Source organism: Pseudomonas sp. LBUM1666, assembly GCF_059695775.1.
The window spans coordinates 3480386-3500601 of sequence record NZ_CP166789.1 but is presented as its reverse complement, the minus strand read 5'-3'; the positions used below and the strand labels follow the sequence as shown (position 1 = coordinate 3500601).

The 20216-nt window shown below is 59.4% G+C and carries 14 protein-coding genes and 5 pseudogenes; 10 read left to right on the top strand and 9 right to left on the bottom strand.

Annotation, left to right across the window (positions count from 1 at the left end):
- Nucleotides 1-104: 104 nt before the first annotated feature.
- Nucleotides 105-1526, top strand: a complete 1422-nt coding sequence (locus ACA056_RS15845; protein ID WP_497265957.1) for a mannose-1-phosphate guanylyltransferase/mannose-6-phosphate isomerase — start codon at nt 105-107, stop codon at nt 1524-1526.
- A 142-nt stretch (nt 1527-1668) separates the two neighbouring features.
- Here the strand turns inward: ACA056_RS15845 and ACA056_RS15840 are convergent, their stop codons facing one another.
- The 5 genes and pseudogenes from ACA056_RS15840 to ACA056_RS15820 all read right to left on the bottom strand — a co-directional run bounded on the left by ACA056_RS15840 (nt 1669) and on the right by ACA056_RS15820 (nt 6751).
- Nucleotides 1669-2622 (bottom strand): sensor domain-containing diguanylate cyclase, encoded by a 954-nt coding sequence (locus ACA056_RS15840; protein ID WP_497265955.1) that lies wholly within the window; start codon nt 2620-2622, stop codon nt 1669-1671.
- A gap of 3 nt (nt 2623-2625) precedes the next feature.
- Nucleotides 2626-3639: a response regulator gene (locus ACA056_RS15835; protein WP_497265953.1), complete on the bottom strand. Its 1014-nt coding sequence runs from the start codon at nt 3637-3639 to the stop codon at nt 2626-2628.
- Nucleotides 3640-3744: 105 nt separating this feature from the next.
- Nucleotides 3745-3963, bottom strand: a pseudogene (locus tag ACA056_RS15830) (hypothetical protein); the annotation flags it as partial.
- Between the two features lie 432 nt (nt 3964-4395).
- A pseudogene (locus ACA056_RS15825) lies at nt 4396-5129 on the bottom strand (sigma-54-dependent Fis family transcriptional regulator); the annotation flags it as partial.
- 305 nt (nt 5130-5434) lie between these two features.
- Nucleotides 5435-6751 carry an L-fuconate dehydratase gene (locus tag ACA056_RS15820; protein WP_497265951.1) on the bottom strand — a complete coding sequence of 439 codons (1317 nt, stop codon included), beginning with the start codon at nt 6749-6751 and terminating at the stop codon, nt 5435-5437.
- 101 nt (nt 6752-6852) lie between these two features.
- On the opposite strand from ACA056_RS15820, the gene ACA056_RS15815 reads away from it, so the two are divergent.
- The 7 genes from ACA056_RS15815 (at nt 6853) to ACA056_RS15785 (ending at nt 15888) form a co-directional block, all read left to right on the top strand.
- Entirely contained in the window at nt 6853-7800 is a 948-nt protein-coding gene (locus ACA056_RS15815; RefSeq protein ID WP_497265949.1) for a LysR family transcriptional regulator, read from the top strand.
- Nucleotides 7801-7871: 71 nt separating this feature from the next.
- Nucleotides 7872-8834 (top strand): LysR family transcriptional regulator, encoded by a 963-nt coding sequence (locus ACA056_RS15810; protein WP_497265947.1) that lies wholly within the window; start codon nt 7872-7874, stop codon nt 8832-8834.
- Nucleotides 8835-8994: 160 nt separating this feature from the next.
- On the top strand, nt 8995-10542 hold the full coding sequence (locus ACA056_RS15805; RefSeq protein ID WP_497265945.1) for a UxaA family hydrolase: 1548 nt from the start codon (nt 8995-8997) through the stop codon (nt 10540-10542).
- Between the two features lie 36 nt (nt 10543-10578).
- Nucleotides 10579-12159: an aldehyde dehydrogenase (NADP(+)) gene (locus tag ACA056_RS15800; RefSeq protein WP_497265943.1), complete on the top strand. Its 1581-nt coding sequence runs from the start codon at nt 10579-10581 to the stop codon at nt 12157-12159.
- 16 nt (nt 12160-12175) lie between these two features.
- The gene (locus ACA056_RS15795) at nt 12176-13234 is read left to right on the top strand and encodes an Ldh family oxidoreductase (protein WP_497265941.1); all 1059 of its coding nucleotides are present in this window, start codon (nt 12176-12178) and stop codon (nt 13232-13234) included.
- Between the two features lie 26 nt (nt 13235-13260).
- Nucleotides 13261-14478: a fumarylacetoacetate hydrolase family protein gene (locus ACA056_RS15790; protein WP_497265939.1), complete on the top strand. Its 1218-nt coding sequence runs from the start codon at nt 13261-13263 to the stop codon at nt 14476-14478.
- A gap of 93 nt (nt 14479-14571) precedes the next feature.
- Nucleotides 14572-15888 (top strand): MFS transporter, encoded by a 1317-nt coding sequence (locus ACA056_RS15785; protein ID WP_497265937.1) that lies wholly within the window; start codon nt 14572-14574, stop codon nt 15886-15888.
- Here the strand turns inward: ACA056_RS15785 and ACA056_RS15780 are convergent.
- Together ACA056_RS15780 and ACA056_RS15775 are read right to left on the bottom strand one after the other, a co-directional pair.
- Nucleotides 15839-16103, bottom strand: a pseudogene (locus ACA056_RS15780) (hypothetical protein); the annotation flags it as partial. The gene ACA056_RS15785 and the pseudogene ACA056_RS15780 sit on opposite strands and share 50 nt — an antisense overlap.
- A gap of 79 nt (nt 16104-16182) precedes the next feature.
- Nucleotides 16183-16419: pseudogene (locus ACA056_RS15775) on the bottom strand (glutathione S-transferase C-terminal domain-containing protein); the annotation flags it as partial.
- 264 nt (nt 16420-16683) lie between these two features.
- Between ACA056_RS15775 and ACA056_RS15770 the strand changes: the two are divergent.
- Nucleotides 16684-16807: pseudogene (locus tag ACA056_RS15770) on the top strand (AraC family transcriptional regulator); the annotation flags it as partial.
- A 237-nt stretch (nt 16808-17044) separates the two neighbouring features.
- On the top strand, nt 17045-17917 hold the full coding sequence (locus tag ACA056_RS15765; protein WP_497265935.1) for a DNA/RNA non-specific endonuclease: 873 nt from the start codon (nt 17045-17047) through the stop codon (nt 17915-17917).
- A gap of 199 nt (nt 17918-18116) precedes the next feature.
- On the opposite strand, the gene ACA056_RS15760 is transcribed toward ACA056_RS15765, so the two are convergent.
- Both ACA056_RS15760 and ACA056_RS15755 read right to left on the bottom strand, forming a co-directional pair.
- A complete protein-coding gene (locus tag ACA056_RS15760; protein ID WP_497265933.1) occupies nt 18117-19043 on the bottom strand; it encodes a transporter in 927 nt (308 codons plus the stop codon).
- A gap of 371 nt (nt 19044-19414) precedes the next feature.
- Nucleotides 19415-20203 (bottom strand): SDR family oxidoreductase, encoded by a 789-nt coding sequence (locus ACA056_RS15755; RefSeq protein ID WP_497265931.1) that lies wholly within the window; start codon nt 20201-20203, stop codon nt 19415-19417.
- Nucleotides 20204-20216: the final 13 nt, after the last annotated feature.

The window sequence follows — 20216 nt, the reverse complement described above, 5'->3', positions numbered from 1 at the left end:
GGTGGGGCCATTCGTAATTGAGCTTGTGTTGTAAAAGGGAAGGCAGTCCTTCGTTGCTCGAAGTGCCTTCATGTCGAGTGATGAAGGTGCGGGAGGAAAGTGAAATGATTCCAGTGATTCTGTCCGGCGGCAGTGGGTCGCGGTTGTGGCCGTTGTCGCGCAAGTTGTATCCCAAGCAATTCCTGAGTCTGGCAGGTGAGGGATCGCTGTTTCAGCAGACCCTGCAGCGCCTGGCGTTCGAGGGTATAGGCAAGCCGATCGTGGTCTGTAATCAGGAGCATCGCTTTATCGTCAATGAACAACTCGCCGCCATTGGCTGTACGCCGCAGGCGATACTGCTCGAACCCTTCGGCCGCAATACCGCGCCGGCGGTGGCGCTGGCGGCCCTCAAGCTGATCGCCGAAGGCCGCGATGAGCTGCTGCTGGTGCTTCCGGCCGATCATGTGATCAGTGACGTTCCCGCCTTGCGCGCCACGCTGTCACACGCGCAGGAAGAGGCGCTCAAAGGCAATATGGTGCTGTTCGGCATTCCGGCGACGCGTCCGGAAACTGGCTTTGGGTATATCAAAGCCGCCTGCGGCGATGCTGGTGTCGGAGCCTTCAATGTCGAGAAGTTTATCGAGAAACCCGACCAGCAAACCGCCAGCGAATTTGTCCGGTCCGGCGAGTACTTCTGGAACAGCGGCATGTTCCTGTTCCGTGCCAGCCGCTATCTCGACGAGTTGCGCACTCACGAACCCGACATGTACGACACTTGCGTGCTGGCCCTGGAGCGCAGCCGCAGCAGCGAAGGCGTGACCAGTATCGATCGGGTCACCTTTGAATGCTGTCCGGACAACTCCATCGACTATGCCGTGATGGAGCGCACCAGCCGCGCCTGGGTCGTCCCGCTAAGCGCTGGTTGGAGTGATGTCGGTTGCTGGTCCTCGCTGTGGGATGTGCATGACAAGGACGCCGATGGCAATGTGCTCAAGGGCGATGTCGTCAGCCACAACAGCCGCAATTGCTTCGTGCATGGCAGTAGCAAGCTGGTGACCCTGCTAGGGCTAGACGATTTGGTCGTGATAGAAACCAAGGATGCATTGATGGTCGCGCACCGCGACACCGTGCAGGACGTGAAAAAACTGGTTAATGCGCTCGATGCCCAAGGCCGCTCGGAAACCCAGAGCCACTGCGCGGTGTATCGCCCCTGGGGCAGTTACAATTCGGTGGACAGCGGCACCCGCCACCAGGTCAAGCACATCACCGTGAAACCTGGCGCGCAACTTTCCCTGCAAATGCATCACCACCGCGCCGAACACTGGATCGTGGTCTCCGGCACCGCCCAGGTGACGTGCAACGAAAAGGTTTTCCTTCTCACTGAAAACCAGTCCACCTACATCCCGATCGCTTCGGTGCATCGCCTGTCCAACCCCGGAAAGATCCCGCTGGAAGTCATCGAGGTGCAGTCCGGCAGCTACCTGGGCGAGGACGATATCGAGCGCCTGGAAGATGTCTACGGCAGGATCCAACAGGTCAAGATTTGAGCCCATTTGCCAGAAGCGTTGGCTTGCTTATCGAACGAGGAAGATACGCGAGCTTCGTCGGGATAGAACCCTGGAGATCAGAAAGCCCGCGGTTAGCGGGCTCGGCTGCGCAGCAGTCGTAAAACCAGGCACTACGATCTATCTACTCATACACCGTCACCCGATTGCGCCCGGCCTTCTTCGACGCAAACAGCGCATGGTCCGCCCAGGCGATCAGGTCAGCGTAGTTGATCGAGGGCTGGCTCAGGTCGGCCACCCCCAGGCTGATGGTGAAACGGATGCTCTGGCCGTTATGCAGCACTTCCAGCCCTTCGACTGCCTTACGCAGACGCTCGGCGAAAACCCGTCCACCGGTCTTGTCGGTGTCCGAAAGCACCACGCCGAACTCTTCACCGCCATAACGCCCAGCCACATCGGTTTCGCGCACATGCTCGTGGATCAGCCTGGCGACTTCCTCGATAACCTTGTCGCCCGCCTGGTGACCATAGGTGTCGTTGACCCGCTTGAAGTGGTCGATATCCAACATCACCAGGCTGGTGGCATTGCCATAACGCTGGTGCCGAGCATAAGCGACTTTCAGGCTTTCTTCCCAATGACCGCGGTTGTACAGGCCCGTCAGCCGATCGGTTCTGGAGAGTTGCTGCAATTGCGCATTGGCGGCCTGGAGCTGATGCCGGTTGGTGGCGACGTCGGTGACGTCATAGATCACCAGGCAAATATGGTTAATTTTGCCGTCGGTGGAGCGCAGCGGTAACAGCGTGGTGTTCTGGTACATGAACTCTTCCTGGCCTGTGATCGGCTGGTAGTTCTTGAACCGCACCAGATACGGGCGCTGCTCCCAGATAGTGAACGCTGGCGTACCCAGGGTAGCGACGCTTTCCACCTTACGGCTGAACCATTGGCGGTCGACTTCGGGAAACAGACTTAAGAAATTCTGATTTTGGGCGTCCTTGGGCTGCACCCCGGAGCGGTTCTCCATGAAGGTGTTCCAGACCTGCACGCAATAGTCGCGGTCGAGCACCACCACACCGACGTCGATGTTCTGGACGATCGCCAGTAACCAGTGAAACTCGTTCAGATCGATAGGATCGTTCATGGCTCAGTTCATCAAGTAGGCGAGTTTGTGGGTTAATCGCTCGATTGAGTCTTCCGTGAACAGCAACAACAGGTCGAAACGAATATCATGCCCTTCCAGGCTGTAGCTGATTTCCACTGCCAGGGTCTTTTTCCAGCGCTTGCGGTTGACCCGGATCAGCTCATCGATGGCCGCGTGCTGGCCGAGGATCTGCGGGTGGCCTTGAGAAAACACCACATCGATCTGTTCGGCAATGCTGCTCAGGCAAGCACCGATCAGAACGCTGGAGAGGTCTAGCAGCATTTCCAGGTCCGAATAATCGGTGCTCTGACGCTGCATCAATTGCGCTATGTCGGCGATTTCCGAGTCGTGAAACATCAGCAGGGCTTCGCCGGCGATGCCACTGCCGATAAAACCCTGGCAGATGGCCGTGAGTTCCTTGCAGCTGCTGGCATCGGTCAGCGCCATGTGCAACTCGCCGACTTCGAGGATGTTCACGTTCGGTACTGGCAACTGCACAAAGACTCCCAGCACCTTGGCTATCAGGGCGGCCGCCCGGCCGATGGCAACGTTGACCGTTTCGCGGAACACATCGTGAAAACTGATGGCCGTGTTCGCGGCCGGACGACTCCCCAGCGACGCCTGGCCGGGTTCCGTCAGTAGCCCCAGCTGACTGAGTGTCTGGCGCAGCTCGTTTTCGTCAAACGGCTTTTTCAGGAACGCCAGCGCGCCCAGCTCACGCACGCGGCGCACCGCTTCTTCCTGAATGTCACCGGAGATCACGATGACTTGCGCCTTCAATCCTTCGGCGCGCAAGGCGCTCAATACCTGATAACCATCCATCTCCGGCATGGTCAGGTCGAGCAGCACCACCTGCCCCAAACCCCGGCGTATGGCATCCATGGCCTCGCGACCATTACCGGCTTCGGTGACCGAAACCGGCCAGTCCGCCGGCAGCGCCCGTAACACCTGCTTACGGGCCATGTTGGAGTCGTCACATACCAGTAGGGGAATCACTGACAAAAGATAGGTACTCATCGGCGTTGAACATCAGGGAAAGCACTACGGCCCATCATGCTCCATAAGCATACAAAGACCATCTTATAAATAGGGTTTTATTGAGAGCGACGTCCGAGCCAATGACTATTGACTCGCCAACCCCGGCGCCTGACGAATGATGAAGTGATCCAGGTTCTCAATATCGGCACTGAACACCCCGAAAGTCTGCTCGAGGTTTTTCTTGCTCGGCACCTGCTTCAACTCCGGCGTCACGCCGTAAAAGTAGCAATACAACTGCGCCTCACTGTCGATGGAATGCTTGGTCTCTTCCAGAAACGCTTTGCGCTTTCGGTAGGTGTTTAGAGAATCCGGGGCGATTCACGTTTCCCGCTCCAAGATTCAAAAAAAACGCCACTCAATGAGTGGCGTTTTTTTGTGCCTGAAATTTGTGTGCGGATCAGGAGGCGCAGGCTTCAGCGCCTTTAGATCAGGAGGACCCGCCAGCATGGCGGGTCCGAAAGGGGATCAGTCACAGATACACTGAATCCCCTCCCGAACGTTCCTGCCTCTCGCTTATCAATCAGGAGGGGGTGGTCATGTCTTAAGCCGCCAGTTATTTCATGATCGCCGTAGCGGCGATTGCATTGCTCGTTGATCTGTGGGGCGATTGTCAGCATGTTTCGCAGCGATAAAACGGTAGGCATCAAGCGACATGGGCCGTCGGGTTGATCGTCTTTTCTGTTGATCGGGTCGGTACGAGCGCTCATTACAACGGTTTGCTGGGGGACCCAGGCTTTACACCTGGCTTCTGCCCGGCATCTCTATGCCGTGCTGATGCACCCGCCGATACAGGGTTGCCCGAGAGATGCCCAAAGCCTTGGCGGCGGCGGTGGGTTTCCAGCGATGGCGCACCAGGGCATCGAGTAGTGTCTGGCGTTCGGGGCTCGCGCAGCAATCATTGGTGTCGCCGGAGCTTGGGCCATTAAGGCTGTGGCCATGCAATTGCTCGGGCAAATGGCTGACCTGAATCAGATTTGAATCGCACACCGCACAGGCATAACGCAGCACGCGCCGTAACTGGCGAACGTTACCTGGCCAGCGGTAGCCAAGCAGGCATTCCAGAGCCGTACCTCCCAGTTGCATAGGTTCTGCGCAAAGGGAAGATTCTTCATCGAGAATCCGCTTGATCAGCGCCAGTCGGTCATTGCGTTCGCGTAGCGGCGGCAACTGGAAGCGCGCTCCATTCAAACGAAAGTACAAGTCTTCGCGAAACTCGCCCGCGGCGACCAGTCCTTCCAGATCGCGGTGGCTCGCGCAGACGACTTGAAGGTCGATCGTTTTGCGCCGTGAAGCTCCCAGAAGCGCCACTTCACCCTCGGCCAGAACCCGCAGGAGCCGGGTTTGCAAGGGCAGGGCATGTCGCCGATTTCATCGAGAAACAGGGTGCCGCCGTCGGCTTGTTCCAACAGACCTTGCATGCCCTTGCTCGAGGCGCCAGTGAAGGCGCCGGCGACATAGCCCAATGATTCCCGTAAACCGGTTTGTTCGAGGGTGGTGTGGCACTTTTTAGGCGTAGACATAGATCAGCAAAAGGCCTACCGCAGGGTTGGTCTTTATCGCGCGGATACCGAGCAAATAGACGGCGATTTGAAGGCGAGGCTTGGGCGGCACAAATTGTTGATGGTCTGTTCAAAATTGGCTAAGCCCCTTGGTCTCATGGCGACCAAATCATAGCGTGCGATCCATAAATCCCACCTTTTAAGAAGTGGGCTTTATGTATTGGTCGGTGGCCGCGTGAACAATCGATCTTCCTTTTCCTCCATTCCCTTGGCGATCAGGTGCGGGCGATATCGATCCAAACTTGTCCGTTGGGGTACTGATAACGCTCCAGGGTTTCAGCGGTCATTTCGATGCTATAGCCCGGACGTTGCGGTGGCATGTAGCGGCCGCGGCGGATCACAACGGGATCAAGGAAGTGCTCGTGCAGGTGGTCGACGTATTCGAGTACACGGTTGTGCAGCGAGGCGGAGACGGCGATGTAGTCGAACAGGGCGATGTTCTGCACGTACTCGCACAAACCGACACCACCGCCATGAGGACAGACCGGCACGTCGAACTTGGCCGCCATCAGCAGCACGATCAACACCTCATTGAGACCACCCAAACGAGCCGCGTCCAACTGGCAGAAATCCAGTGCGCCGGCCTGGAACATCTGCTTGAACATCACCCGGTTGTGGCAATGTTCACCGGTGGCGACGCCGATCGGTGCGATGCGCTGACGGATGCTGGCATGGCCGAGGATGTCGTCGGGGCTGGTCGGCTCTTCGATCCACAGGGGTTCGAAAGCCGCCAGGCGGCGCATATTGGCGACTGACTCATCGACGCCCCAGACCTGGTTGGCGTCCATCATCAGGGTACGTTCCCAACCGATTTCTTCGCGCAAAATAGTGGCGCGGCGGATGTCGTCTTCCAGGTTGGCGCCGATTTTCTGCTTGATGTGGGTCCAGCCATCCTCGACCGCATCGCGGGCCAGTTGGCGCATTTTTTCTTCACTGTAGCCGAGCCAGCCCGGCGCGGTGGTGTAGCCGGGGTAGCCTTCGCGCAGCATTTGCGCCTCACGCTTGGCCTTGCCCGGCGTCTGGCGGCGCAGCAGGGCGATGGCTTCTTCGGGGGTGAGCACGTCGGTGACGTAGCTGAAGTCCAGGCAGCGCACCAGTTGTTCCGGCGTCATGTCGGCCAACAGCTTCCACACAGGTTTGCCTTCGTGTTTGGCCCATAGGTCCCAGACGGCGTTGACGATGGCTGCAGTGGCCAGGTGGATAACGCCCTTTTCCGGGCCCAGCCAGCGCAGTTGGCTGTCGCCCATTGTGATGTTGTGCCAGAAGGCGCCCATGTCGGCAATGATCTCTTCCAGGGTCAGGCCGACCAACATCGGTGCCAGGGATTGCACCGCCGCCACACAGATCTCGTTGCCACGGCCGATGGTGAACGTCAGGCCGTGGCCTTCAAGGCCGACAGGGGCGTCGGTATGCAGCACGACGTAGGACGCGGAGTAATCCGGCGCGCTGTTCATCGCATCGGATCCGTCCAGCGACAGGGAAGTGGGGAAACGGATGTCGCGAACGCTCAGCTGGGTGATTCGAATGCTCATGATGGATTTTTGTTCTTAGTGACCTTAAGAAGACTCGACTGTAGGTCGCTGAGTGATACATGCATAATCACGGTTTCCTAAGTATGGATACCGGATTTGATATGTCTCCCAATCCAGAAGTCCCCACACTCACGCCACGTAACCTCGGCGCCCTGAAAATTTCCAGCCGGCAGATCACCTTGCTCAATGCCCTGGGTGATTTCGGCAACCTGCGCCGGGCGGCCACGTCGATGCACACCACGCAACCGGCCGCCAGCTTGCTGTTGCAGCAACTGGAAGAGCGCCTCGGCGTGCGCCTTTTCGAACGCTTGCCGCGCGGTATGCAACCGACCCTTTATGGCGAGGTGATGATCCGCTATGCCCAAGGCGCGTTGCATGAGTTCGAGCATGCCCAGGCGCAGATTGCGGAACTGGCGCGCGGGGCCACGGGACTCGTGCGCGTCGGCAGCGTGATGGGGCCGGTCCCCAGTCTGCTAACCAACGCTGTGCTGGCGTACAAACGCGATCACCCCAAGGTGCGGATTTCCATTGAAGTCGGTACCAGCGATACCTTGCTGCCTGCGTTGCTGCGCGGTGATTTCGATGTGGTGTTGGGGCGCTTGCCGGACCAGAGCGACAGTCAGGACCTGGACATCGAACTGTTCGAAAACGGCGAGCAGATGCGCGTGATCGCCCGGGCAGGTCACCCGTTGGCGGGTTCTTCGCCCTTGCAGTTGGCCGACTTGATCACCTTGACCTGGATTCTGCACCCCATCGGTAGCCCCATGCGCCACCGGGTGGAAACGGCCCTGCAGGCCGGCGGTATGGTGCAGTCGCTGGACATTGTTGAGACCGCTTCGATCTTGGCGACCACGGCGATGCTCGAGGCTTCGGACATGATCGCGGTGGTGCCCAATGATGTGGCCGAGCATTATGCGCGCTATGGCATGGTCGCTATTTTGCCGGTCGAGCTGCCGATCTCCATGGTCAACATTGGCCTGCTGACCTTGCGTTCCCGGCCAAGGTCGGTGGCGTTGAATACGCTGCTGCAGTATTTGCGGGGGCAATAGCGTTGACTTCGTCTGTTCGGGCGGATGACCTGACAGACACTGCATTCCATCTTTAACGAGGCTCTGACCCGATGCCGTCGGACATTACCCATTCCAGCTTCTGCAACTGGGTGCGCTTCAAGCATCTGGTGCTGATCGACACCCTGGCGCGCACGCGCAACATGCATGCCACCGCGATACGGATGAACCTTAGCCAACCAGCCTTGAGCAAGATGCTGCGCGACCTGGAGGAGCAGTTCGGCTTTGCCCTGTTCCAGCGCTTGCCTCGTAGCATGCCGCCCACGGAGCTTGGCGAGTACGTGGTGCGCTACGCGCAGGGTGCACTGGCCGATTCACACAAGTTCGTCGACCAGGTCAACCGGCTGCGCAAAGGCGGCCATGGCTTTCTCAAGGTGGGCGGAATTTTTGCAGCAACCTCGATGGTGCTGCCCCAGGCCATCGCAGCTATCAAAGCGCGCAGCCCTTTGCTGTCGATCGAAGTGGTGGAGCAGTCCAGCGACCACCTGCTCACCATGCTTGAGCAAAACAAGCTCGACCTGATGATCGGCCGCTTCACGGAAGAGCGTTATAGCCAGGTCTTCGACTTCCACCCATTGGAGCCTGAACCCTTCAGCTTGGTGGTCAACAGCCGTCATCCGCTTAACGAACTGGACTGTACACCGCTTGAAGCGCTGGGCCAGTGGCCGTGGGTGCTGTACCCGGTCGGTACGCCCATTCGCGATCGCTTGGAGTTAGCGTTCAAGGCCGCTGGCCTCGCATCGCCGGCTGACAGCGTCGATACCATCTCCATGCAGATGTTCCTGCAACTGCTGCAATCGGGGCCCATGATCGCCATGCTGCCCAGATCCATGGTGGCAGCGCAGCTGGAAAGCGGCCAGCTCAAAGAGCTGCAGACCCCACTGCGCCTGGCGCCGTTGGAGTACGGCATCATCACCCGCAAGGACGAGCCACTGACGGGGTCGGCCCGTGAGTTCGCCGACATCCTGCTCGATTTCGCGCTTCAGCGACGGGAGGAGGACGCGGCGATTGATTAACGCAGCTCAATTCGACAATTCGATAACGCCAGGTTATCGGTTGATCGGATCATCTCATTGGGAATGTTGAGGCTGGCTCCTTACAGTTATCGCAGATTCTCCCGTCACAGAACGGGCGGCGCCATAACAAGAAGTCAGCCGTACTGCCCTGAGAGGTCCCATGCAACTGATTGCCAGAACCCGGACCAGCGACGCTGCCGTGATCCGTCTCAACCCCCTGGATAACGTTCTGATTGCACGCCAGGCCCTGCCTGAAGGCTTGAGCCTGGAAGCCGAAGCAATCACCGTGCGCCAGCCGATTCCCTCCGGGCACAAAGTCGCTAGCCAACGCGTGGAGCAGGGACAGCCGCTGCGCCGTTATGGGCAAATCATCGGTTTTGCTTCGCAGCTCATCGAAGCCGGCGACCACGTGCATGTGCATAACGTGGAGATGGGCGGCTTTGCCCGTGACTACGCCTTCGGCGTCGATGCACACCCCACGCCAAGCACTGAAGCCGTCTTCCAGGGCATCGTGCGTGCCGATGGCCGCGTCGCGACTCGCAACTACGTAGGCATTCTCACCTCGGTGAACTGTTCGGCGACCGTGGCCCGGGCCGTGGCCGATTACTTTCGCCGGGATATCCACCCCGAGGCGCTGGCTGATTTCCCGAACATCGACGGCGTCGTGGCGCTGACCCACGGCGCCGGGTGCGCAGTGGACCCCAGCGGTGAGGCTTTAGGTTTGTTGCGCCGCACGCTCGGTGGCTACGCCGTTCACCCTAACTTTGCGGCAGTGCTGATCATCGGCCTGGGTTGCGAAACCAACCAGATCGAGAGCCTGCTCGAGACTCAGGGTCTGAAGGCCAGCGACCAGTTGCGCGCCTTCACCATCCAAGGCATAGGCGGCACGTCGAAAACCATCGCCAGTGGCATCGAGCAGGTCAAGGCATTGCTGCCAAAGGCTAACCAGGTGCAGCGCGAACCGGTCAGCGCTCGCCACTTGATCGTCGGCCTGCAATGCGGTGGCTCGGACGGGTACTCGGGCATCACCGCAAACCCTGCGCTGGGCAATGCCGTTGACCGCCTGGTGGCGGCGGGTGGCACCGCGATTCTCTCGGAAACCCCGGAAATTTATGGCGCCGAGCACCTGCTGACGCGCCGCGCCGTGAGCCGCGAGGTGGGGGAAAAACTCATCGCGCGCATCCACTGGTGGGAAGACTACTGCCAGCGCATGAACGCCGAACTGAACAACAACCCCTCGGCCGGTAACAAGGCCGGTGGCCTGACCACCATCCTGGAGAAATCCCTCGGTGCGGTGGCCAAGGCCGGCTCCAGCAACCTGGTGGATGTGTATCTGTACGCCGAAGCGGTCCGGGCCAAGGGACTGGTGTTCATGGACACCCCAGGCTACGACCCGGTCTCGGCCACAGGGCAAGTCGCCGGCGGCGCCAACCTGATTGCCTTCACCACGGGCCGGGGTTCGGCCTACGGCTGCGCGCCGACACCTTCGATCAAGCTGGCGACCAACAACCGGGTATTCGAGCACCAGGAAGAAGACATGGACGTGAACTGCGGCGGCATCGCCGACGGTTCCACCAGCATTGAAGAGCGCGGTGCCTTCATCTTCGAACAGATGCTGCGCATCGCTTCGGGCGAACGCAGCAAGAGCGAACAACACGGTTATGGGCAGAACGAGTTCGTGCCCTGGCAGATCGGTGCCGTGACCTGATTGACAGCCCTGCAACCTTTACTAGGCGAAAAACACATGCAAGTTTCCGGATACAACTTTATTGCCGGCCAGCGCAGCGCGCTGGGCGACACCCTGGTCTACAGCGTCGACGCCCACACCGGTGAACGACTGCCAGGCGCTTTCCATCAGGCAACCCTGGCGGAGGTCGATACGGCGGTGGCGAGTGCAAGCGCGGCGTTCCCGCTGTTTCGAAATCTGCCGGCGGTACGCCGGGCCGAATTCCTGGAAGCCATCGCCGATGAACTCGATGGACTGGGCGAGGATTTCATCGCATTGACCTGCCAGGAAACGGCGCTGCCGAGCGCCCGTATTCAGGGTGAGCGCGGTCGTACCAGTGGCCAGATGCGCCTGTTTGCCCAAGTGCTGCGCCGTGGCGATTTCTATGGTGCAAGCATCGACCAGGCTCTGCCGGCACGCACACCTTTGCCGCGCACTGACTTGCGCCAGTACCGCATCGGTGTAGGCCCGGTGGCGGTGTTCGGTGCCAGCAACTTTCCGCTGGCGTTCTCCACGGCGGGTGGTGATACCGCCGCCGCATTGGCAGCCGGTTGTCCGGTGGTGTTCAAGGCCCATAGCGGTCACATGGCGACAGCCGAGCGGGTCGCCGAAGCGCTGATCCGGGCGACCGAGCGCACCGGCATGCCGGCCGGCGTGTTCAACATGATCTTTGGTGCCGGCGTCGGTGAAGCGCTGGTCAAGCATCCGGGCATCCAGGCGGTGGGCTTTACTGGCTCGCTAAAAGGCGGCCGTGCCCTGTGCGACATGGCAGCGGCAAGGCTGCAACCGATCCCGGTGTTTGCCGAGATGTCGAGCATCAATCCGGTGGTGGTCTTGCCACAGGCCCTGGCCAACCGTGGCGCGCAGATGGCAACGGAACTGACTGCCTCGGTGGTGCAGGGCTGTGGCCAGTTCTGCACCAATCCTGGTCTGGTGCTGGGTATTCGCTCACCGGCGTTCAACACGTTCATTGAGCGCTTGACCGGGCACATGGCCGAGCAGGCGCCGCAGACCATGCTCAATGCCGGCACCTTGAACAGCTACGGCAAAGGCTTGCAGGCGTTGCTTGCTCACCCGCGTATCAAACACTTGAGCGGTTTGACGCAAACAGGCAACCAGGCGCAGCCGCAGTTGTTCGAGGCCGATATCAGCCTGTTGCTGGAACAGGATGAATTGCTGCAGGAAGAGGTCTTCGGCCCTTGCACGGTGGTGGTTCAGGTGGCGGATGAAGCAGAACTGTTGCGCGCCGTCGAGGCCCTGCGTGGCCAGCTCACGGCCACGTTGCTGGCCGATCACGATGACCTGGCCGCTTTTGGTCACCTGTTCGGTGCGTTGGAAGTGAAGGTCGGTCGAGTGCTGCTCAACGGCTACCCGACCGGTGTCGAAGTGTGCGATGCCATGGTCCATGGCGGCCCGTACCCGGCCACTTCCGATGCCCGCGGCACTTCGGTCGGCACTCTGGCGATCGATCGCTTCCTGCGTCCGGTGTGCTACCAGAACGTGCCCGATGCGTTGCTGCCCGATGCCTTGAAGAACGCCAACCCACTGGGCATACAGCGCCTGGTCGATGGCAAGCACAGCGCAGCGACCTTGGATTGATCACGGAGCAGCAAGCATGACTGAAGCCAAACACTACGACGCACAAACGCTGACCACGTTCGTCGAGCAACTGTTCGAAAAAGCCGGGGCTGATGCCGAAGTCGCCCAGGTGGTGACCCGGGTACTGCTCGAAGGTGAATTGCTGGGCCATCGCACTCACGGCCTCAACTTGGTGAGCCGCTATATCGGCGGCATGCTGACAGGGCAGGTCAAGGCCAGTGCCCAGTTGCTTGAGCAAGTCTCGGACAGCGGCATTTCGGCTCTGTTCGATGGCCACTATCTGCTCGGCCCTTATTGTGTCAGCCGCGCCCTGGACTGCGCGGCCAAAGGCGCCACGGAGCAGGGGATAGGTATCGCCGTGGTGCGTCGTGCCTCGCACATTGGTTGCCTGGCCGCTTACCTGAAGCCGTTCACTGACCGTGGCCTGGTTGCGATGGTGTATTCCTCGGACCCGTCGGTGGGGCTGGTGTGTGCCCATGGCGGGATCGATCCGATCTACACGCCCAACCCGATTGCCGCTGGCATCCCGACCCGGGGCGAGCCGATCCTGCTGGATGTGAGCATGTCCACCGTAACCCTGGGTCTGATCGGCCAGTGCCGCGATGCCGGCAGCACACTGCCTCACCCGGTGTTGATGAGCAATGAAGGCCACCTGAGCGACGACCCGGCCGACTTCTTTACCACTCCGCCGGGCAGCATCCTGCCCCTGGGCGGCCAGGCCTTCGGTCACAAAGGCTTTGCCCTGGCAATTCTGGTCGAGGCACTAACCTCGGGGTTGGCCGGCCACGGGCGCAAGGACGCCCCGGACCAGTGGGGCGCCTCGGCCACGGCTGTGGTGATTGACCCGCGCTTCTTCGGCGGGCTGGAAGCCTTCACCGACGAAAGTTCGTTCCTGAGCAAGCTGATCCTGGCCAGCCGTCCGGTCGACCCCGAGCGCCCGGTGCGCTTGCCTGGCCAGGCCGGCCTGAAGCTGCGCGAGCAAGCCCTGCGCGAAGGCGTGAGCCTGTCGCAGAAGGTGGTCGATGACCTCAACCAGATCGCCGGGCAGTTGCAGCTGCCAACAATTTTTCAATGACTGACAACGACAACAAGAGTGCAGACATGACAAACGAATCGAGCGCACAAGCACCGCTGCAGTTGAGCAACAACGCCGCCGTATTCAATACCGGCAGCTGGGTCGGACGCGTCTGGCTGCCCGGCCAGGGGCCGGCAGTGGTGCTGGTCAACGCTGGCGCCGTGCACGATATCAGCGCCCATGTGGCGACAGTCTCGGCCTTGCTTGAAGTGGCTGACCCTGTGGCGTATCTGCGTGCATTACCCTTGACCCAGGCCTTGATCGAATTGCCCGCGTTGCTAGACAACAGCGACCCGAGCCGGCGCGACGAAAACCTGCCGTGGCTGCTGGCGCCGATCGACCTGCAAGCGGTCAAGGCCGCTGGCGTGACGTTCGCCGCCAGCCTGCTGGAACGTGTGGTCGAAGAGCAGGCCAAGGGTGATCCGGCCAAGGCCGACGCGATCCGCGACACCCTGGCCAGCCGCATTGGCGCCGACCTTTCGCAAATCGTCCCAGGCTCGGCCCAGGCCGAAGCCTTGCGCAAGGTACTGGTGGAACAGGGCCTGTGGTCCCAGTATCTGGAAGTGGGCATCGGCCCGGACGCCGAAATCTTCACCAAGGCCCAGCCGCTATCGGCGGTCGGCCACGGCGCCGACATCGGCATTCACCCCAAGTCCAGCTGGAACAACCCGGAGCCGGAAGTGGTGCTGGCGGTGTCGAGCAACGGTACCGTACAGGGTGCCATGCTCGGCAACGACGTCAATCTGCGCGACTTCGAGGGGCGCAGCGCCTTGCTGTTGGGCAAGGCCAAGGACAACAACGCATCTACCTCCCTGGGACCCTTGCTGCGCCTGTTCGACGAGACTTTCAACATGGATGACGTGCGTAACGCGCAAGTGGATTTGCGCGTCGAAGGCCAGGACGGTTTCATCCTTGAAGGCCACAGTTCGATGCGCCAGATCAGCCGCGACCCGCTCGACCTGGTCCAGCAAACCCTGAACGAAAATCACCAATATCCCGATGGCCTGGTGCTGTTTCTCGGTACCCTGTTCGCCCCCAAGCAGGACCGCGACCAGCCGGGCAACGGTTTCACCCACAAGCCGGGCGATATGGTGGCCATCAGCAACGTGCAACTGGGCACCCTGTGCAACCGCGTGACCACCAGCGACCAGGCGCCGCAGTGGGATTTCGGCCTGCGTTCGCTGATCGAAAGCCTGAGTCGGCGTGGCCTGCTCGAGGCTGCGGTGACGGCGCGTCAGCCCTGATTTTTTTCGTCATACCCCAAGGATGAGTGTGTCACCGGTTGAAGGACCACCGGGCATTGAAACCGCTGCAATAACAATAATAAAGGCCATCAGATGAACACACTGAAGAAGTATCAAAGCATCACCGTTGTCTTCCTGCTGTTGATCGGCATCGTCAACTACCTGGACCGTAGTGCGCTGTCGATCGCCAATACCTCGATCCAGAAGGACATGATGATCAGCCCCTCGCAGATGGGCATTCTGTTGTCGGCCTTCTCCATTGCCTACGCTTTTGCGCAGTTGCCGATGGGCATGATCATCGACCGCCTGGGCAGCAAGATCGCCCTGGGCGCCTCGTTGCTGGCCTGGTCGGTGGCTCAATCGACGTTCGGCATGGTCAACAGTTTCGCCGGTTTCATGGGCCTGCGCGTGTTGTTGGGGATTGGCGAGGCACCGATGTTTCCTTCGGCGGCCAAGGCCCTGTCCGAATGGTTCGATGCCAACGAGCGTGGTACGCCGACCGGGATCGTCTGGTCGTCGACCTGCCTGGGCCCATGCCTGGCGCCGCCCTTGCTGACGTTGTTCATGGTCAACTTTGGCTGGCGCGGGATGTTCATCATCACCGGCGCGATCGGTATCGTCCTGGCCGTGTGCTGGTTGACCTTCTACAAAAGCAAGGCGCAATACCTGGCCGAGCTCGCGGCTGAAGGCAAGCCGTTGCCGACCGAGAAAAAGCCCCATGTGCAAGCGGCCACCTCGCAGGCACCGAAGGTCTCCTACTTCGCCGGCTGGCTCGACCTGTTCAAGCACCGCAGCACCTGGGGGGCGGTCCTGGGTTTCATGGGCGTGATCTACATGCTGTGGCTGCACCTGACCTGGCTGCCGGGTTACTTCGAGCGTGAGCATGGCATGAACCTGTACAAGACCGCGTGGCTGGTGTCGCTGGCCTATGGCTTCGGCGCGGTGGGCACCATCGTCGCCGGGCGCTTCTGCGACAGGCTGGTGCGCCGTGGCATGAGCATCCTGGCCAGCCGCAAGTTCGGCGTGATCACCGGCCTGGTGCTGGCTGCACTGTTCACCGTGCCGCTGTCGTATGTCACGGGTCTTACCGGTTGCATTATCCTGCTGTGCCTGGCGCTGTTCAGCATCAACATGGCCAGCGCCACGGCTTGGATGATCGTCAATACCATCGTCGACAGCCGCCGGGTGGCCTCGTTTGGCTCGATCCAGAACTTCGGCGGTTACATCGCCGGTTCCGTCGCGCCGATCGTCACCGGCTTCAGCATCCAGTACTCGGGTTCGTTCAATACCGCGTTCATGATCAGTGCGGTGGTGGCGTTGTGTTCAGCCCTGGCGTACTACGTGCTGCTCAACGCGCCGATCAGCGATGCCGAGCCTGCACCTGAGCACGTCGTTGGTGTGACCGAGTAAGGGCTTTAAGCCATCGGCGGCAGGTGGCACTTGCCCAAGGGGTTACTGACGGTCGCGTTGGTTCAACGTATCCGTTGAGGCAGTCGAGCAGCGTGATCTGACTGCCCATCAAACGGACTGGAGGAGGGCGATGAAGCAATCGTCGCCCGTCCCCTTGTCGCACTGTGTGAATGCGGAATGGCCACGATATGGCGCTCCACATCTTGCAGCTTGCCGGCGCCTTTTTGCCTTTTTCTCTGTGGTTGAACCCACCCTGTGATGACCAACTGTTCCTTAAGGTCTGGCGGGTAGCGCTTAGTGATTGCGAAACGCTTTCAACCCTCGCTGTACTGCGGGCCTGTTTTCGATCACGTCGAACCAGCGTGATAAGCGTGAAAGCACTGCCCAATCCAGCCGGTCACGCATTGATGCCGCAATGGTGAAAGCAGAGATGTCCGCCATGGAAAACTGATCTCCGGCCATAAAGTCTCCGGTAAGAAACCGTTCTGCATAGATAAGTTGTTCAATGACGCGCAGATCGATGACTGTGGCCGGTATGAGCGCCATACAGCTCTATTTTGGGGTTCATCAGGCACACCATTGGAAATGAATGGCCAATCATTGGATGCTAAGTGAAAAGCGGCGTATGCGTATGCGTTCAAGACCAGGCGCATACGCCCATCGTGATCACACTTCGACCGCTTGCCGGTTTGCGCGTACGAAGTCACCCACCGTTTGAGGCGCTTGTCCGGTGATTTGGCCGATAACCCCGTCCACACCGCTAAAGATTCCGTTCTGGTAGTCGACCGCGACTGCAAGGTTGCGCGCCGATGCGGTTACCACAGTGTCGACGTGCTCAGAAAAGCCTTCGTGCGACGCATGGGGGGTGAGTCCAAAGGAGTACGCACAACGTTTCGCGCCAGTTAACGAGCCCGCTTAGGCATTGGCATGCAGAATGTAAACGCTGCTCAGCACTTATGTGACTTGTCATGGTCAATAAATCCCGCACGACCGTCAGCGGTCGTACTGCTCGGGCCGTCCGGGTCCGCATCGGCATTTTGATCAAGGACAGTGAAAGCATGCTCGCCGCAAGATAATCAGCAACCGCCTCCACCTGGTTCCGTGAATCGGGACTCGCCGTACGTTTACTCCTCAATCCAATTCGAAGATTAAAAGCATGCACCTACGCAAAATTGCAGTTGGGCTGTCGGCCCTTGTTTTGCTCTCGACAGGGGCAGAAGCCCGCAGTCTGCTGGATCTCATCAAGCCGCCCACCCAGCATCAGGAACAAGCGTCCCGCTCGGGCTCGATCAACCAGAACGCGGCCCTGGAACTCTATTCAAACAAACAGAAACAGACATCGTTTGACGGCTGCGCAGATCTGTTCCCAGCCGCGAAACCGATCAACATGGCCACTGTGCCTGCAACCATGAAACCCTTGGCCCTATGTTCCGACAACTTCGCGGTGCTGTACTCGCAAACCAGCAAGACGCCGTTGGTAGTGGTCGAACGCCTTAATGCCGCCCAGCTGCAGGATGCCAAAGGGGAGGAGCGCACCAACCAGTTCTACCCGGACCCGCGTATTCCCAAGAGTGGGCGGGCAGAGTTGAGCGACTACCGTAGCCAACATCCGGCCGTGGACCGCGGGCATCAATCCCCGGCAGCCGATGCACCGACCCCCAATGCAATGGCCCAATCCTTTGCGCTGTCGAACATGGTGCCGCAAGACCCCACCAACAACCGAAAGATCTGGAGCAAGGTCGAGGCGGATGTCAGAAAATTTGCCAAGCGAGCCGATGGCAATGTGTTTGTCTTTACCGGCCCGCTCTTTGACTCAGGCCACACCACCATCGGCGACAACAAGGTCTGGGTGCCGACCCGTCTGTTCAAGCTGGTTTACGACGCATCGTCCAAGCGTGCCTGGGCTTACGTACTACCCAACGCTGAAACCCGTATCGAGAGACCGATGGACTATGACGCTTTCGTGAAGAGTACCGGGCTCCACTTGCTGGGGAATTTACCGGTCACAGGTTCCGTAGGGCGCTCTTGATGACTGGATGAGGAAAAGGGGGCAGTTCTATTTTCTCGAAAAAAATCCGTCCCCTTTTCCCTGTTTAACCAGCCGAGCTGGCTTAGGAGTATTTACACAGTCTGGGCCGATACCTGTCTGTCACAAATGGCAGGTAACAACCAGCATCAGACAAATGTCTCACGAACGCATGAATGGAATGTAGCGTAAGTCCTGAGTTTCAAAGCCCTCCGCCGAAGCGATACTGCCAGACTATGCCAATGGCATCGTATTCGCTGCCCGTGCGGGTATGCCCGCCCTTACTGGCATTCAGCTTTAGCGAATGGTTTCGGTTCAACGGCAGCGTGAGGGTGCATCCGTAGCGTGTGTTTTCCTGAAAGTCGTGGTTACTGACCCCGTCGACTGAGCTACTTCCGCCAGCGAAGTAGGTCGTATCCAGCGAAGCCCAAACACCGTTGCTAAAGGCGTAGATAAGATGCCCCTGTACCTGGTAAATCGGGTCCTGGGAAAGTACGTGGTCGCCGAGTAACTCGTCATTGTCGGTGTAAAAGGTTCCCGCGCCGGATAATTCCAGGGTCACTTGCCCCAGGCGCTTGGAAATCCCGAGTTCAGGCTTGAATGACCAGCGATTGTTGCCGAGATTTACCAGCCTGCTATCGTCGTATTGGCCGAGTGGCGCCGTGATCGCCAGGCTGGCGCCGATAATCACATCCTGTTGGTAGCTGGGGAACTCAGCCAGGGACATCGCCGGGGCGCCATATAAGTTGACCGAGAAGCGGAATCTTGGATCGATCAATCCAGTAACATTACGCTCCTTGGGTTCACCGGCGAGCAACGCAGAGCCCGTCAATTTTGCCTCAGGCACGACGATATCGAACTTCCCCGAGCGGCCCCAGACGTCCAGGGATCTGGCAAAGGCAAACACGACAGTCTTGATGTTGAGCTTGGCATCCTGGAGCGGGATTGAGGGATTGGCAGTCACGTTGCCATGGAGATCGCTGTAGCCTATGAGCAGGAAATTGATACCGACCGGCGTATTGGCGTAGGACCTGGGTTCGAGATCCTCTGCGACTGCACCGGGGGCTACTATGATGAGCGAAGCGGATGCGAACCGAACCAACCTGACGACGCAGAGTTTGTGTTTCATCCACATTCGCTCGATTCCTGTGAGGACCCCAGAGTTCTCTGTTTGTTGTAGCGCATCTGCATTCGCTTGGCACTTACAGCGGTTTCCTCAAACGAAATCGATAGGCAGCTGTTGGCCGATTTTTGCCTGTGGCGTAAAAAAACCGCTTTGGGTGATGACGACCAAGGTGTCCGCCATTAGACGAAACAGATTATCCATGGCCTTTCCCTCTGCTTTTCATTTGGAACGATGGACTGCAATCGAAAAGCCGCCTGAACCAGCGGGAGAAGGCGCTCAGTTCGGAAAAACCCAGAACCCCGGCAATGGGTGAACATCGGAAATGGTGAAAGCCTCAGCCTCTATGCCATTCGCTCCACTTGTGCCTGCCGTCTTTATTGGCTGGAGCGAATGGCCCCTCCATCAATCAACAAGTTCTGCCCGGTCAGGTAGCCCGCATGACTGCTGCAAACGAAAGCGCACAGAGCGCCGAACTCCTCGGGTGAGCCGAAGCGTTTAGCAGGAATTTCGCTACGGCATTCGCCGAGGAATGTCTCACTGTCTTGCCCCGACTCTTCGGCAGCAGCGACCAGGTTGTCACGCAGTCGATCGGTGTCGAATGAGCCCGGTTGCAGGTTGTTGATCGTCACATTGCGACTGGCAATGTTTTCTTGCCGGGCAAGCCCTGCGATAAATCCCGTCAGACCACTGCGCGCGCCATTGGAAAGACCCAGGCTTTCGATAGGCGACTTCACGGCACTCGACGTGATGTTGATGATTCGGCCAAATCCGCGTGTCGCCATACCGTCTACCGTTGCCTTGATCAACTCGATAGGGGTGAGCATGTTGGTATCCAGCGCCTTGAGCCAGGCGTCGCGGTTCCATTCGCGGAAATCCCCGGGAGGAGGGCCGCCAGCGTTGTTGATCAAAATATCGAAATGCTCATGGGCCATGAGGGCTGCCGCGCGCCCCTCAGGTGTTGAAATGTCTCCGGCTACGGCGATGACAGTCACTTCAGGATTTATCGCTCTGAGCTGACGGGCTGTTTCAGTCAGCCTCTGTTCGCCTCGGGCGGTGATCACCACGTTCACGCCTTCGCTGACGAGTGCCTGTGCGCAGGCTTTACCCAGGCCTTTGCTGGCCGCGCACACCAGCGCCCAGCGTCCTGCTATTCCAAGATTCATGCGTGTTTTCCTG